Raw genomic sequence first — 12298 nt, 5'->3', positions numbered from 1 at the left:
ATCGGCTTGCAAAGATACGATCATGAACGAACGTATCGAATCTTCGCATCGCCATCCCCACCGCCATTCGCGGATGCTGCTGGGCCTTGTTGTCGTGATGATTACGCAACCTATGCACATGGCTTGGGCTGCCGATCAGCCCACTGGCAAGCCGATGTGGCAACAAAGCGGCGATATCTTGCAGTGGGGTATTCCGCTGATCGGACTCGGTCTGAGTTTTGTTCTCAACTCTGACGGCGATTGGTCATTTGGCGGCGGCGCGCAATCACTTACCTCGCCTGCGTTAGATGCCTCCTCCAGCTACAGCCCAAGCTTCGGTTGGCCCGGGCCCGATCTCAACGGTAGCCCGCGACATGATTTCGCGGTGTCGTTTGTGCGCATGGAGGTTGCAACCTACGCGCTCAAATATGCGGTCAATGCCAAACGCCCTAATGGTGGTAGCCAATCTTTCCCATCTGGCCACACCGCTGCGGCGTTTATGGGCGCTGAGTTCATTCGCAAAGAATATGGCCCTTGGTGGGGCCTGCCTGCGTATGGCGCTGCAAGCTGGGTGGGCTACACGCGCGTGAAATCGCACAACCACTATTGGCGCGATGTGATCGGCGGCGCGGCGCTCGGCGTTTTGTCTAACTACGATTTCGGCAGCATCAAAACCAAGAACGGAACCTTGTCGTTTACGCCTACGCTGATGATGCCGAGCGAGACCACATGGGCACGACCTGATCCGCTCGACACAACGCCAATCTCAAACCTTAATGCCTTGCCTGTGCCAGGCATTCAGTTGAGCTGGACCTTTTAAAAACTAAAGCCCTTCCGGCAATAACAATTCATAGGTGATGCCCAAGCCCGGACCATTCGGACCGCCGCGATCGCTGGTGAAATACATGCGACGGCCATCTGGAGAAAAAGCGATGCCCGCGATTTCTGAGCCGTCTTGTCCAGTGACTTGCAGCAACGGTTTGAGCGTGCGATCTGGCAGGATCACAACAACCTGCATGTCACCGCCATCTTCCGCAACCAACACATCGCCTTGCTTGGTGACGGTGATGTTGTCGACGCCGGAGAGAATTGGATTCTCGGCAGTCGCCAAGTCGTAAATCACTTCAAGCGTTTCGCTGTGCGTGTCGTACACCCAAATGCGGTTATCGCCTTTGGTGGAGAAGTAGACAAAGCCTTTGTGATTCCACACGCCCTCGCCGCCATCAAAGGCTGCGCTGTCTGGATGACGATTCGCATCTTGCGGTTGATCAGGGCTGAGTGCGTCGATCCATACGACCGGCTGCGGGCCATTCAGTGCAGCGGCAACACCACCACCGTTCACTTTTAATACCTGCAACTTTCCGGACTGCAGCGCTGGGCGCGCAGCACCGGCGGGCCAATCGGTGTTATCAGCAACCCAACGATAGAAGCGACCGTCGGGCATATCTTCAGTCATGTAAACCATGCGCCGCTGTGTATCGATGGCGGTCGCTTCATGTGAGAAGAAACCCAACGCCGGACGCGCAATCGCGCTATTGGCGCCGGTCGGGTCGCATTCCCAAACTTGTCCGTTAGGCCATTCTTCGCAAGACAGCCAAGTGTTCCAAGGCGTAACGCAACCTGCACAATTGAACGTGGTGTTGCCGAGGATGCGATAGGCATCGACCACCGTGCCGTCCGCAGCAAACTCCAGCACACCGCTGCCACCAAGTCCGGGCACAAAGATTTCAATAATGTTCGACAGCGGTGCCAGCTGCGGAAACTGAAAACCTAAAGAGCCGGCACCGGGGATTTCGCTATTGGAGATGTAATACCAACCGCCATCCGCCTTCGGCATCACACCGCCGCCATCCGGAAAGATGTGCCAGGGATAACTACTGCCCGGCGCGGGCACTTGACCGGTCACCGCCACCACGCGAGTCGAGAAACCCTCTGGCACGCGGATACCCCGTGCATCCGGCGCACCCAGCGGTCCGATATTGCCAAAGCGGCCGCGGCCACCAACCCCCGTGCTTGTGCCGCAGGCACTGAGCAGGCTGCCGCTGATGCTCAAGGCACCAGCGGTCAAAAACATCTGCTGGAGAAATTCACGGCGCGTCGCTGCGCCACGAGGGATCACGGCTTTTAATGGGTGCATGGGGGTCTCAAGCGCTGCCTGCATCTAAGGGCATCAATTTACCGTAAAGATTCTTACAGTTTGTGGACATGAGCCAATTTTCTGTGGGCCTCCTCATATGGGTGGCTCGCATAAAAATTTACGGCCTCATGATCCCAACTGGCCTCGGATACACCAGCCCATCTCAAAAATGGAATTAGGGAGTTGCACGATGACCTTACGCGCACCACGGCTGGTTTCGGCCTTTGTTCTTGCCTCGGCACTCTTCCCTCTATTGGCCTCAGCCGCCAGCTCAGAAGTCACTGAGCGCGAAGCACGCGCAGAAGCCAAACTCGCCGCCCAACTCACCGCCTGTCGTGTTGCCTTTGCCGACATTGATGCACGCATCGATAAAGCCGGTGTACGCGATGCGGGCTATCACCAGGTCGAAGGTTTTCCTTATCTGCGCAGCGATCGCTTGATGGCCTCTTTCACCAAAGAGATCAGCGATCCCGAAACTTACTCCACTTGGATTTTGCAGCTGCGCGATAACGAATCGTTTTCACGCGATATCGAACTGCGCAACCTTGGCCTGACGAATCAGGCGCGCGCTGGACTCTTGAGTGATCTGCGACTCTGCTCGGTCTGGCTGTCATTGAATGAACTGGAAAACGACACGACGCGCGAACGCATGATCAAAGCTGTGCCTGTACCTGCATCGCCTATTGCGGCTACAGCGTCCACCTCAAAACGCGACGCGCAAATCAAAGCTGACTTTGCGAAATCACTTACGCAGCTTTCTTCGCCGGGACCACTGGCGCTATGGCAGCCAGAAACTCCAAGCGCAGACGAAGAAGCGCCACCAACATTTGATCGCCTCTCGCACGATGAACTTGGCCGCAGCGGCATGACCACGCAGTGGTGGACATCACTCGCCGAAGCGCATGCACCACGCTGGCTGATTGAAACCGCAGGACCGCAAGATCGACCCGGCGCTCCGGTGTGGATTGAAACCAAAGATAACGGCACACAACTCAGCATCAATCTTGATCAGCCGACGGTTTATTACCAAGCGAGCTACATGCGTTTTGGTGGACGCAGCCTCATCCAGTTCGTCTACTTCATTTTCTTCCCTTCCAGCACACCGAATGCTGCGCCGCTCGATGGCATGGCTTGGCGCGTTACGCTCGATCCTGATGGCAAGCCCTTGGTCTATGACAGCGTGCGTATGGATGGCAGCGATCATCTTTGGTTTCCTGCACAAACACTGCCGACACATGCACTGCCACAAGATCAAAATGCGCTGGCGCTCGCATTGCAAACCGTGCCCAGCGAACCATGGGCCGTGCGCCTTAAATCTGAAGACCATCTTGCGCGTCGTCTCGTGCCTGTCGCCGCCGATAGCACTGCAAAAAAATACACCCTGAAACCCTACGAAGATTTGCTGACGCTCTCGCTACCAAAGGGCGGCACACGAAGCATCTATGGCCCGACCGGCCTACTCGCGAGCGCAAAATCGCCGAGCGCACCTTGGCAATTCGGCGCACTGCCCGCCACTCCGAATGGCACGCACTATTTCGATGATCCGTATTTGATCGAAACCGTTTTTGTTGCGCCTGCCTGGCCGCAAGAAAGTCCGCATAGCATCAGCACCAAAGATGTTCCGCCGCCAGACATGGCAAACGTTCTGATGCTTGGAGAGCCCGCTTCGCCCTGATCTGTAGGGCGGGAGCATCCCGCCATCTTGCTTGAATTGTGAATGAGGCTTGGATTGCAGAAGGCGGGATGCTCCCGCCCTACATAACTGACGACGTCATCGCTACACAGTAGACTCTGGGTCACTAACACTCAGTAGATTCTCTTAACACTTTGCAGCTTTTCAAATTTCCATTTCGCGCAATGGGCAGTGTTTGCGAGGTACGCCTCTACGCCGCCGATGAACAGCGCGCACAAGTGCAAGCCGATGCTGCGCAATCCGAAGTGCGGCGTCTGGAAAAAATCTATTCGCGCTATCTCGATGACAGCGTCACCACGCGCATCAATCGCTCTGCCGGTGATGCACGCGGCATTGAAGTAGATGAAGAAACCGCAGGCTTGTTCGACTACGCACAAGCCGCATGGGAACAGAGCGAAGGTTTGTTCGACATCACATCCGGCGTTCTGCGTCGGGTGTGGGATTTCAAAGCCGCTCGCATTCCAGCGCAAAGCGAAATCGACAATACGCTGCAACTGATTGGCTGGGACAAACTCTCATGGCAACGCCCGCATTTGGTGTTGCCGCGCGCAGGTATGGAATTAGACTTCGGCGGTTACGTGAAGGAATACGCAGCTGATCGTGCCGCGCAAGCTTGTCGCGATGTTGGCGCGCACCATGGCTTTGTAGAGCTGGGCGGTGACATTTCATTGATTGGCCCACATCCCGATGGCGCACCTTGGGAAGTCGGCGTTCGCAATCCGCGAAATCTAGAAGTAGCGATTGCACAGATCGCGCTCACCAGCGGCGGCATTGCCAGTAGCGGCGATTACGAGCGTTTCTTTGAACGTGATGGCAAACGTTACTGCCACATTCTCAATCCACTCACGGGCTGGCCCGTCAGCAGCCTCGCAGGTGTCAGCGTCGTTGCGGAGCAATGTTTGATTGCGGGCACAGCTACAACCATTGCAATGCTCAAAGGCGCAACTGAAGGACCGGAGTGGTTAGCGGAGTTGGGGTTGCGCCATATGCATATCGACACGAAAGGAAAAGTCAGCGGCAATCTCGCGACACGCTAATTTTTCACAAAAATAAAAAAAGGCGCCAATGGCGCCTTTTTTTATTCAAACCAGATCAACTTATTCAAAGATGAAATGATCAATCGGCAACTTGGTCAGCGTCTTGCTCGGCTTGAGCATCGACGATGCATGGCCCTTGGCGCGTGGCAGCAAGTGGTCGAAGTAGAAACGAGCCACAGCAATCTTCGCCTTGTAGAACTCAGGGCTCTCGCTGCCATTTCCTTCTGCCAATTTCTTGTCAGCAACCGCAGCCTGCAGTGCCCAGAAGTAAGCCAGCGTTACATAACCCGAGTACATCAGGAAGTGATGGCTGGAAGCGCTCACCTGTTCACGATCCTTGCGAGCCATCAGCATGATGCGCATGGTCAGCACGTTCCATTCGGCGCTGAGGCGCGCGAGGTCGGTGGCGTAGCGACGCAGCTTGGCGTTGCCCATGTGCTCAAGCGAGAACTTGGCGATCTGGCCGGTGAATTCACGCACGGCCTTGCCACGCGTCATCACGAGAACCTTACGACCGAGCAAGTCGAGCGCCTGAATACCGGTGGTGCCTTCGTACAAGGTGGAGATACGTGCATCACGCACGATCTGTTCCATGCCGTGTTCTTTGATGTAGCCGTGGCCACCGAACACCTGCACGCCCTGGTTCGCAGCTTCCAAGCCCATTTCGGTCAAGAAGCCTTTCATGATCGGCGTAAAGAAGCCGAGCTTGTCATCCCAATACTTGAACTTCTTGTCGTCGCCTTCAATGACGCCATTGGTCATGTGATCAGCGTACTGCGCAGCAAAGTAAATCATCGCGCGGCCGCCTTCGGCGATCGCTTTCTGCGTCAGCAACATGCGGCGCACGTCGGCGTGATTGATGATCGCGTCAGCAACTTTTTCTGGTTCCTGCTTTCCGCGCAGTGCGCGCATCGAGCGACGCTCTTTTGCGTAAGCCACCGCACCCTGCATCGACAGTTCTGCATGGGCAACGCCCTGAATCGCAGTACCGATACGTGCGGTGTTCATGAACGTGAACATGGCTTCGAGGCCTTTGTTCTGTTCTGCAATCATGTAGCCGACTGAGTTTTCAAAGTTGATGACGGCAGTGGCCGAAGCCTTGATGCCCATCTTGTGTTCAAGCGCGCTGCAGACGACGTTGTTGTGCTCGCCAACGGAGCCGTCGGCATTCACCTGCATCTTTGGCACGATGAACAACGAGATACCGCGCGTGCCGGCCGGCGCATCTGGCAGACGTGCGAGCACGATGTGAATGATGTTTTCGGTGAGGTCGTGATCGCCAGCCGAGATGAAAATCTTGGTACCGGTGATTTTGTACGTGCCATCAGCCTGCGGTTCTGCCTTGGTCTTGACCTGACCCAAGTCGGTGCCGCACTGAGGTTCGGTGAGGCACATGGTGCCGGTCCAACGACCGTCAGTCATCGGCGGCATGTAGATGTTCTTCAGCTCGGTGCTGGCGTGCTGCATCACGGTGTTCATCGCGCCGAGGCTGAGGCCGGGATACATGGTGAACGACCAGTTGGCCGTGCCCATCATTTCGGATTTGAACAGACCCATCGACATCGGCAGGCCTTGGCCGCCGTACTCGGTCGGGTGAGACAGACCCTGCCAGCCACCTGAGCAATATTCTTCGTAGGCTTCTTTAAAGCCCTTCGGCGTGCGAACTTTATTGTTCTCGAGAACGCAGCCTTCCTGATCGCCCGACAGATTCAGCGGGGCCAGCGTGCCTTCGCAAAGCTTGGCGCACTCTTCAAGAATGGCGTTGACGGTATCTGGATCAGCGTCCTTGCCGTTCGACAGGCCAGCGTAGTGCTTAGGAAAATCAAACACTTCGTTGATCAGGAAGCGCATATCGCGCAGCGGGGCTTTATAGGTCGGCATCGACGTAAGTCCTTAAAGGAGTGGAGATGAGATGATTCTGCAATACGGCACCGTACTGCACATTGGCCGATCCGAGGTAACCTTGCGTCCCCTGAGCAAATCGCTACCGCAGCTAACGCTGTCCGCTATTGAGTTCATCGATCTGACCATTGAGCGTCCAGTAGTCATAGATATAACCAATAAGAAATAGTCCGCCGGTGCAGAGATACAAAATGCCGGTGATCCATTTGCCCATGTAAAAGCGATGGATGCCAAAGATGCCAAGGAAGGTGAGCAGTATCCAACTCACGCTGTAACTGATGCCGCCCGACCGGTATTTGTGATCGGCACTGCGATCCATGCTTGGGATCAAAAATAGGTCAACGATCCAACCAATAAAAAACAGCCCCAAGGTAAAGAACCAGATGGTGCCGGTGATTTGACGGCCGTAATAGAAACGGTGGGCGCCCATAAAACCAAATATCCAGAGGACATAGCCCATCAGGAGGCCATGGCTTTTGATCTCAGAATTCATCATCACACTCCTCAAAATCACTACGAAGCCCGGCTATTCAAGCGGCTCGAACCATCATGGCACAGACAACTTGTCGCAACTGGGGACGTTTTTAACAACGTTACGGCATAATCCGGCTATAGATGGCGTGGCTTGTGCATGCCTAAGACGTAATGAACATCAAATATAAGAAGTAGGGAGCGTCCTAAATTTATGAATCTGTTCCGCACCAAGCCAATTGACCCCAATGCCAACACGGGCCTCAAACGCACACTCACCGCCTTAGATCTGACCCTGCTCGGCATCGGCGCCATCATCGGCACCGGCATCTTTGTACTCACCGGTGTCGCCGCCGCAGAGCATGCAGGCCCGGCCATCGTGCTGTCCTTCATCATCTCCGGCACGGCCTGCGCATTCGCAGCGCTGTGTTACGCCGAACTCTCGGGCGCGGTCGGCGGTGCAGGCAGTGCGTATGGTTACGCCTACGTCGGCATCGGCGAATTTGTGGCGTGGATTATTGGTTGGGATTTGATTCTGGAATACGGCGTTGCAACTTCGACCGTCGCGATTGGCTGGTCTGGTTACTTCGCCAAAATCCTGTCGTCGTTTTTTGGCATTGAGTTGCCTCATGCGCTCACCGCAGCACCCATGGAAGGCGGCATCTGCAATCTTCCCGCGATTTTGATTGTGCTGATGCTCTCCGGCCTGCTGTGCTGGGGCGTGAAAGAAGCAGCGCGCTTTAATGGCGCGATGGTGATGGTCAAGCTCGTGACAATTCTGGCCTTCATCGCAATTGCTGGCCCACATGTGGATCCTGCGAACTGGCATCCGTTTATTCCTGAACAGGTGATTGATGCTGATGGCAATTCACACTTTGGTTTTGCTGGCGTCACCACTGCCGCAGCGTTGATCTTCTTTGCTTACATTGGTTTTGATGCGGTCTCCACCGCAGGTGAAGAAGCGGTGAAACCGCAACGCGATTTACCGATTGGCATTCTCGCTTCACTCGGCATTTGCACGGTTCTCTACATCATCGTTTCCGGCATTCTCACCGGCGTAGTGCCTTACACTCAGATCGACATCAAAGCGCCAATAGCTGCTGCAATGGGCACCCTAGGCATAGGTTGGGCACAGGGCATGATCGCCACCGGCGCCATCTTCGGTATCACCACCGTGATGCTGGTGCTCTACTACGCTCTGACTCGTATTGTGTTGGCGATGTCACGCGACGGCTTGTTGCCTGCGCCGATGGCAGCCGTGCATCCGAAAACGCAGACGCCAGTGAAATTGATTTTGGCCAGCGGCGTGGTGATTGCACTCATCGCCGGCTTCTTCCCGATCGGCAAGGTTGCAGAGCTGGTGAACCTCGGCACGCTCGGCGCATTCTTCTTGGTTTGCCTCAGCGTGATCATCCTGCGCAAAACCAAACCTGACTTGAAGCGTCCATTTAGAACGCCATGGGTGCCGTTGCTTCCACTGATTGGCATGGGCTTCTGCGCTTGGTTGATGGCCAGCCTGCCAGCCCTCACTTGGATCGCATTCGCGATCTGGATGTCGATTGGTTTGGTGATTTACTTTACCTACTCGCGCCATCACTCCGCGATCAACTCAGCTTAATCTTCACTCCAACTTTTAACCTCGCGGCTGCCCTATCGCAGCCGCGTTTTATTTCTAGACTATGGCAATGATGCATAACTCCAAAGACAAAGCTGGCGTACTGCTGGTCAATCTCGGCACACCCGACGCGCCAACCGCTCCAGCGATTCGGCGTTATCTGCGCGAGTTTTTGTCTGACACGCGCGTGGTCGAAATTCCGCGCGCAGTGTGGTTGCCGGTGTTGTACGGTTTCATTCTGCCTTTCCGTCCGAAGAAACTTGCGCATGCTTATGCGTCCGTCTGGAGCGAGCGCGGTTCGCCGTTGCTCGCGGTATCGAAGCAGCAAGCGCAACAGCTACAAACCTTGCTCGGCGCTGATGTTCCCGTTGCCTTGGGCATGACGTATGGCAACCCAAGCGTTGCCAGCGCTTTGGCTGAGCTCAAACAAAAAGGCGCAACACGCATCGTGGTGCTGCCGCTGTATCCGCAGTATTCCGGCACTACAACCGCTTCGGTATTTGATGCGATCGCTCGCGTGCTTGCGCGTGAACGTCATATCCCCGAACTGCGCACCATCAACGACTATCACGCGCAGCCGGCTTATATCGAAGCACTGGCCGCCAGCGTTCGTGCATACCGACAAACGCATGGTGCGAGTGAGCATCTGCTGATGTCCTTTCACAGTATTCCGCAGCGCTATGTGAATCAGGGCGATCCTTACGATGCGCAGTGCAAGAAAACCGCAGCGCTGCTTGCTGAAGCCTTGCAGCTCAAACCTGAAGAATGGTCAATCAGCTTCCAGAGTCGTTTGGGTCGCGAGCCTTGGTTGCAGCCGTATACCGACGTCGTGTTGCCGCAATACGCTGCAAAAGGCATCAAAACACTAGACGTGATTTGTCCTGGATTTTCGGCGGATTGTTTGGAGACGCTAGAAGAAGTGGCGATCCGTTATCGCGAGGATTTCTTGGCTGCGGGAGGCGAAGGCTTTCGTTATATCCCGGCGCTGAATGCCGATGATGCGCACATTCGCATGATGCAGAGCTTGGTGCAGTCAGCGCTCTAATCCGTAGGGTGCGCCGTGCGCACCGAATTCTGAGTTAGCTCTGCAACGCGTGCGCACAGCGCACCCTACTGGCTCTTGCGAAATTCGGTACATAAAAGAAAAACCCCGCCAATTGGCGGGGTTTTTAGTTACAGCGTTCTACTTACTTCTGCGGCGCGTCGGTTTTGATTTCTACGCGACGGTTGAGCGCACGACCTTCGGCCGTATCGTTCGGAGCAGCTGGTTTGGCTTCGCCGTATGCGCTGGTGTTGATGCGACCAGCAGCAACGCCCTTGCGAACCAGATAGGTTTTGACGACTTCAGCGCGGCGCTCAGACAGCGCCTGGTTGTAGCCTTCGGTGCCGATCCAGTCGGTGTGGCCGGACAGTTCGATCTTCAGGCTTGGGAATTTCTGCGTCAGGCCGTTGATCGTGCCAGCTGCGTTATCCAAGGTTGCCTTAGCAGGATCGGTCAGTACGGACTGATCGAAGTCGAAGTAAACGTTTTCGAATTCGCCGGTCTTGGCGGCAGCAACCGCGCCGTCATTACCCTTAGGAGCAGCGGCTGCTGGAGCAGTTGCAGCAGCGGCGGCTGCAGAGGCAGAAGCAATCGTAGCAGCGCTACGCTTGCCGAATGGGAATACCAGACCAACCTTTACGATTGGTTCAGCAAACGATTTCTCGTTGCCAGCTGGCAAATCATGTGCGTTCACCCAGCGATAGCGAGCGTCAGCGCGGAAGCCGACATCGTAGCTAGCAATTGGGAAATACTTGAAGAAACCTACGCCAGCGTCAGCGAAGAAGTCCGTGGAGTCATCGCCGGTATCGCGACGTTCATTCTTCATGCCGCCGAGGCCGATGCCAACATAAGGCGAGAAGCGTGGGTCACGCGAGTAGAAGAACAGACCGTCGATCTTGGCGCCATATTCGCGCCAGCTCGTGCCACCAGCTTGAGCCTTGGCTTTATCGTAGAAACCACCGATTTCCACGCCCCAGTACTTGTTCAGCGCCTTACCGGCGCCAACCGAGAAGCCGTTACCGGTTTCGGCATTGCGATCTTTGTCCGAGAACACGGTGTCGTACATCACGGAAGCATAAGGACGCGTTTCAGTCGCCTGCGCGAAGGCAGGTAGAGCAGCAACAGCGAAAATCAGGCCAGCAAATGCCCGGGACATAGTGTTCATTGTTTGAATCTCCAACCCAAGTTGAGGCCGCTAAAGCGGCTCGGAAATAAGCCTTGTTAGTATACGCAAATAACATGCAAATCGTTAACCCGCACCGAATTTTACGTTATTTTTATTAGCATATGTAATCCAGCGCACTCACTTGAAAAGCCAAGACGGCGCATCCATTAAACTCTCCTAATCGACTTTAAAGCATCCCGGAGTACATTTTGTGACCGATTTTCTGTTGCAGTACGGTCTTTTTTTGGCCAAGACCATCACCCTCGCTGCGGCGGTTTTTATGGTGCTGGCAGGCCTGTTTTCACTGATCCGCGAGGCCCGCGAACAGTCGCATGACCACCTTCAGATCAAGAACATCAATGATCGTTTCGAATTGATGGCGGACACGCTGAATCACCAGTTATTGGACGAAAACGAGCTCAAACAGCTTCAAAAGACCCGTAAAGCAGAAGACAAAGCAAAAGAGAAAGCAGCGAAGAAAGGCCTTCAGCCGCCTCGCCCTCGCCTGTTCAGCTTAGGGTTTGATGGCGACCTCAACGCCACCCCGGTGGAATCGCTGCGCGAAGAAATCAGCGCCGTGCTGCAAGTGGCCCGCAAGGAAGATGAAATTGTCCTGCGCCTGGAAAGCGAAGGCGGATTGGTGCACTCCTACGGCCTGGCCGCATCCCAGCTCACGCGTATCCGTGACCGCAAAATCAAACTGACCGTCGTTATCGACAAGGTCGCCGCCAGCGGTGGCTATTTGATGGCCTGCGTCGCTGACAAAATTATTGCCGCTCCTTTCGCCATAATTGGTTCGATTGGCGTGGTCGCGCAGATTCCCAACTTCCATCGCGTGTTGAAAAAGAACGAGATCGACTTTGAACTGCACACCGCTGGCCAGTACAAGCGCACGCTGACGATGTTTGGCGAAAACACCGACGAAGGCCGCGAAAAATTCCGTGAAGAGTTGGAAGAAACGCATCAGCTGTTTAAAGCCTTTGTGACCGAGAACCGTCCGGTTCTTGAGATCGACAAAGTGGCGACTGGCGAACATTGGTTCGGCACCCGCGCGCTGAGCCTGCGTTTGATCGACGAGATCAAGACCAGCGACGACTATTTGCTTGATCGTTCGAAAGACGCCGACATTTACGAGATTAATTACCGCCGTCGCCAAACCTTGGGCGATCGCCTCTCAGGTGGTCTGGTCAAACTTGGGATGGGTCTGCGCGGTGGCGTTGAGAAAGCTTGGTCGCGTCAGGTCTAAAGAGAGAAACT

General features: G+C 55.1%; 10 protein-coding genes. 6 read left to right on the top strand and 4 right to left on the bottom strand.

The window, feature by feature from the left end; all coding sequences use genetic code 11:
- The first annotated feature begins 22 nt into the window (after window positions 1-22).
- Window positions 23-799, top strand: a complete 777-nt coding sequence (locus CJD38_RS18530) for a phosphatase PAP2 family protein (protein WP_206362839.1) — start codon at window positions 23-25, stop codon at window positions 797-799.
- 3 nt (window positions 800-802) lie between these two features.
- On the opposite strand, the gene CJD38_RS01170 is transcribed toward CJD38_RS18530, so the two are convergent.
- Window positions 803-2116 carry an alkaline phosphatase PhoX gene (locus CJD38_RS01170; RefSeq protein WP_107938469.1) on the bottom strand — a complete coding sequence of 438 codons (1314 nt, stop codon included), beginning with the start codon at window positions 2114-2116 and terminating at the stop codon, window positions 803-805.
- A 190-nt stretch (window positions 2117-2306) separates the two neighbouring features.
- On the opposite strand from CJD38_RS01170, the gene CJD38_RS01165 reads away from it, so the two are divergent.
- Both CJD38_RS01165 and CJD38_RS01160 read left to right on the top strand, forming a co-directional pair.
- Window positions 2307-3791: a hypothetical protein gene (locus tag CJD38_RS01165; RefSeq protein ID WP_107938468.1), complete on the top strand. Its 1485-nt coding sequence runs from the start codon at window positions 2307-2309 to the stop codon at window positions 3789-3791.
- Window positions 3792-3973: 182 nt separating this feature from the next.
- On the top strand, window positions 3974-4846 hold the full coding sequence (locus CJD38_RS01160; RefSeq protein WP_107938467.1) for an FAD:protein FMN transferase: 873 nt from the start codon (window positions 3974-3976) through the stop codon (window positions 4844-4846).
- A gap of 60 nt (window positions 4847-4906) precedes the next feature.
- On the opposite strand, the gene CJD38_RS01155 is transcribed toward CJD38_RS01160, so the two are convergent.
- Window positions 4907-6727, bottom strand: coding sequence for an acyl-CoA dehydrogenase C-terminal domain-containing protein (locus CJD38_RS01155; RefSeq protein WP_107938466.1), 1821 nt, complete (start codon window positions 6725-6727; stop codon window positions 4907-4909).
- A gap of 112 nt (window positions 6728-6839) precedes the next feature.
- On the bottom strand, window positions 6840-7241 hold the full coding sequence (locus tag CJD38_RS01150; RefSeq protein ID WP_107938983.1) for an NINE protein: 402 nt from the start codon (window positions 7239-7241) through the stop codon (window positions 6840-6842).
- Between the two features lie 192 nt (window positions 7242-7433).
- Between CJD38_RS01150 and CJD38_RS01145 the strand changes: the two genes are divergently transcribed.
- Both CJD38_RS01145 and hemH read left to right on the top strand, forming a co-directional pair.
- Window positions 7434-8837, top strand: a complete 1404-nt coding sequence (locus CJD38_RS01145) for an amino acid permease (protein WP_107938465.1) — start codon at window positions 7434-7436, stop codon at window positions 8835-8837.
- 67 nt (window positions 8838-8904) lie between these two features.
- On the top strand, window positions 8905-9879 hold the full coding sequence (gene hemH / locus CJD38_RS01140) for a ferrochelatase (RefSeq protein ID WP_206362838.1): 975 nt from the start codon (window positions 8905-8907) through the stop codon (window positions 9877-9879).
- Between the two features lie 142 nt (window positions 9880-10021).
- Here hemH and CJD38_RS01135 read toward each other — a convergent pair whose 3' ends face one another.
- On the bottom strand, window positions 10022-11041 hold the full coding sequence (locus CJD38_RS01135; protein WP_107938463.1) for an OmpA family protein: 1020 nt from the start codon (window positions 11039-11041) through the stop codon (window positions 10022-10024).
- A gap of 211 nt (window positions 11042-11252) precedes the next feature.
- Here CJD38_RS01135 and sohB point away from each other — a divergent pair, with 211 nt between their 5' ends.
- On the top strand, window positions 11253-12287 hold the full coding sequence (gene sohB, locus CJD38_RS01130; RefSeq protein ID WP_107938462.1) for a protease SohB: 1035 nt from the start codon (window positions 11253-11255) through the stop codon (window positions 12285-12287).
- Window positions 12288-12298 lie beyond the last annotated feature (11 nt).

It is taken from the genome of Stenotrophobium rhamnosiphilum (assembly GCF_003052265.1).
Classification (GTDB): Bacteria; Pseudomonadota; Gammaproteobacteria; order Nevskiales; family Nevskiaceae; genus Stenotrophobium; species Stenotrophobium rhamnosiphilum.
The sequence above is the reverse complement of the archived record's forward strand: the minus strand, read 5'-3'. Positions and strand labels throughout refer to the sequence as shown.

Coding starts and splice junctions, on each gene's coding strand:
- CJD38_RS18530 (WP_206362839.1), top strand. CDS start 23: ATGAACGAACGTATCGAATCTTCGCATCGCCATCCCCACCGCCATTCG.
- CJD38_RS01170 (WP_107938469.1), bottom strand. CDS start 2,116: ATGCACCCATTAAAAGCCGTGATCCCTCGTGGCGCAGCGACGCGCCGT.
- CJD38_RS01165 (WP_107938468.1), top strand. CDS start 2,307: ATGACCTTACGCGCACCACGGCTGGTTTCGGCCTTTGTTCTTGCCTCG.
- CJD38_RS01160 (WP_107938467.1), top strand. CDS start 3,974: ATGGGCAGTGTTTGCGAGGTACGCCTCTACGCCGCCGATGAACAGCGC.
- CJD38_RS01155 (WP_107938466.1), bottom strand. CDS start 6,727: ATGCCGACCTATAAAGCCCCGCTGCGCGATATGCGCTTCCTGATCAAC.
- CJD38_RS01150 (WP_107938983.1), bottom strand. CDS start 7,241: ATGAATTCTGAGATCAAAAGCCATGGCCTCCTGATGGGCTATGTCCTC.
- CJD38_RS01145 (WP_107938465.1), top strand. CDS start 7,434: ATGAATCTGTTCCGCACCAAGCCAATTGACCCCAATGCCAACACGGGC.
- hemH (WP_206362838.1), top strand. CDS start 8,905: ATGATGCATAACTCCAAAGACAAAGCTGGCGTACTGCTGGTCAATCTC.
- CJD38_RS01135 (WP_107938463.1), bottom strand. CDS start 11,041: ATGAACACTATGTCCCGGGCATTTGCTGGCCTGATTTTCGCTGTTGCT.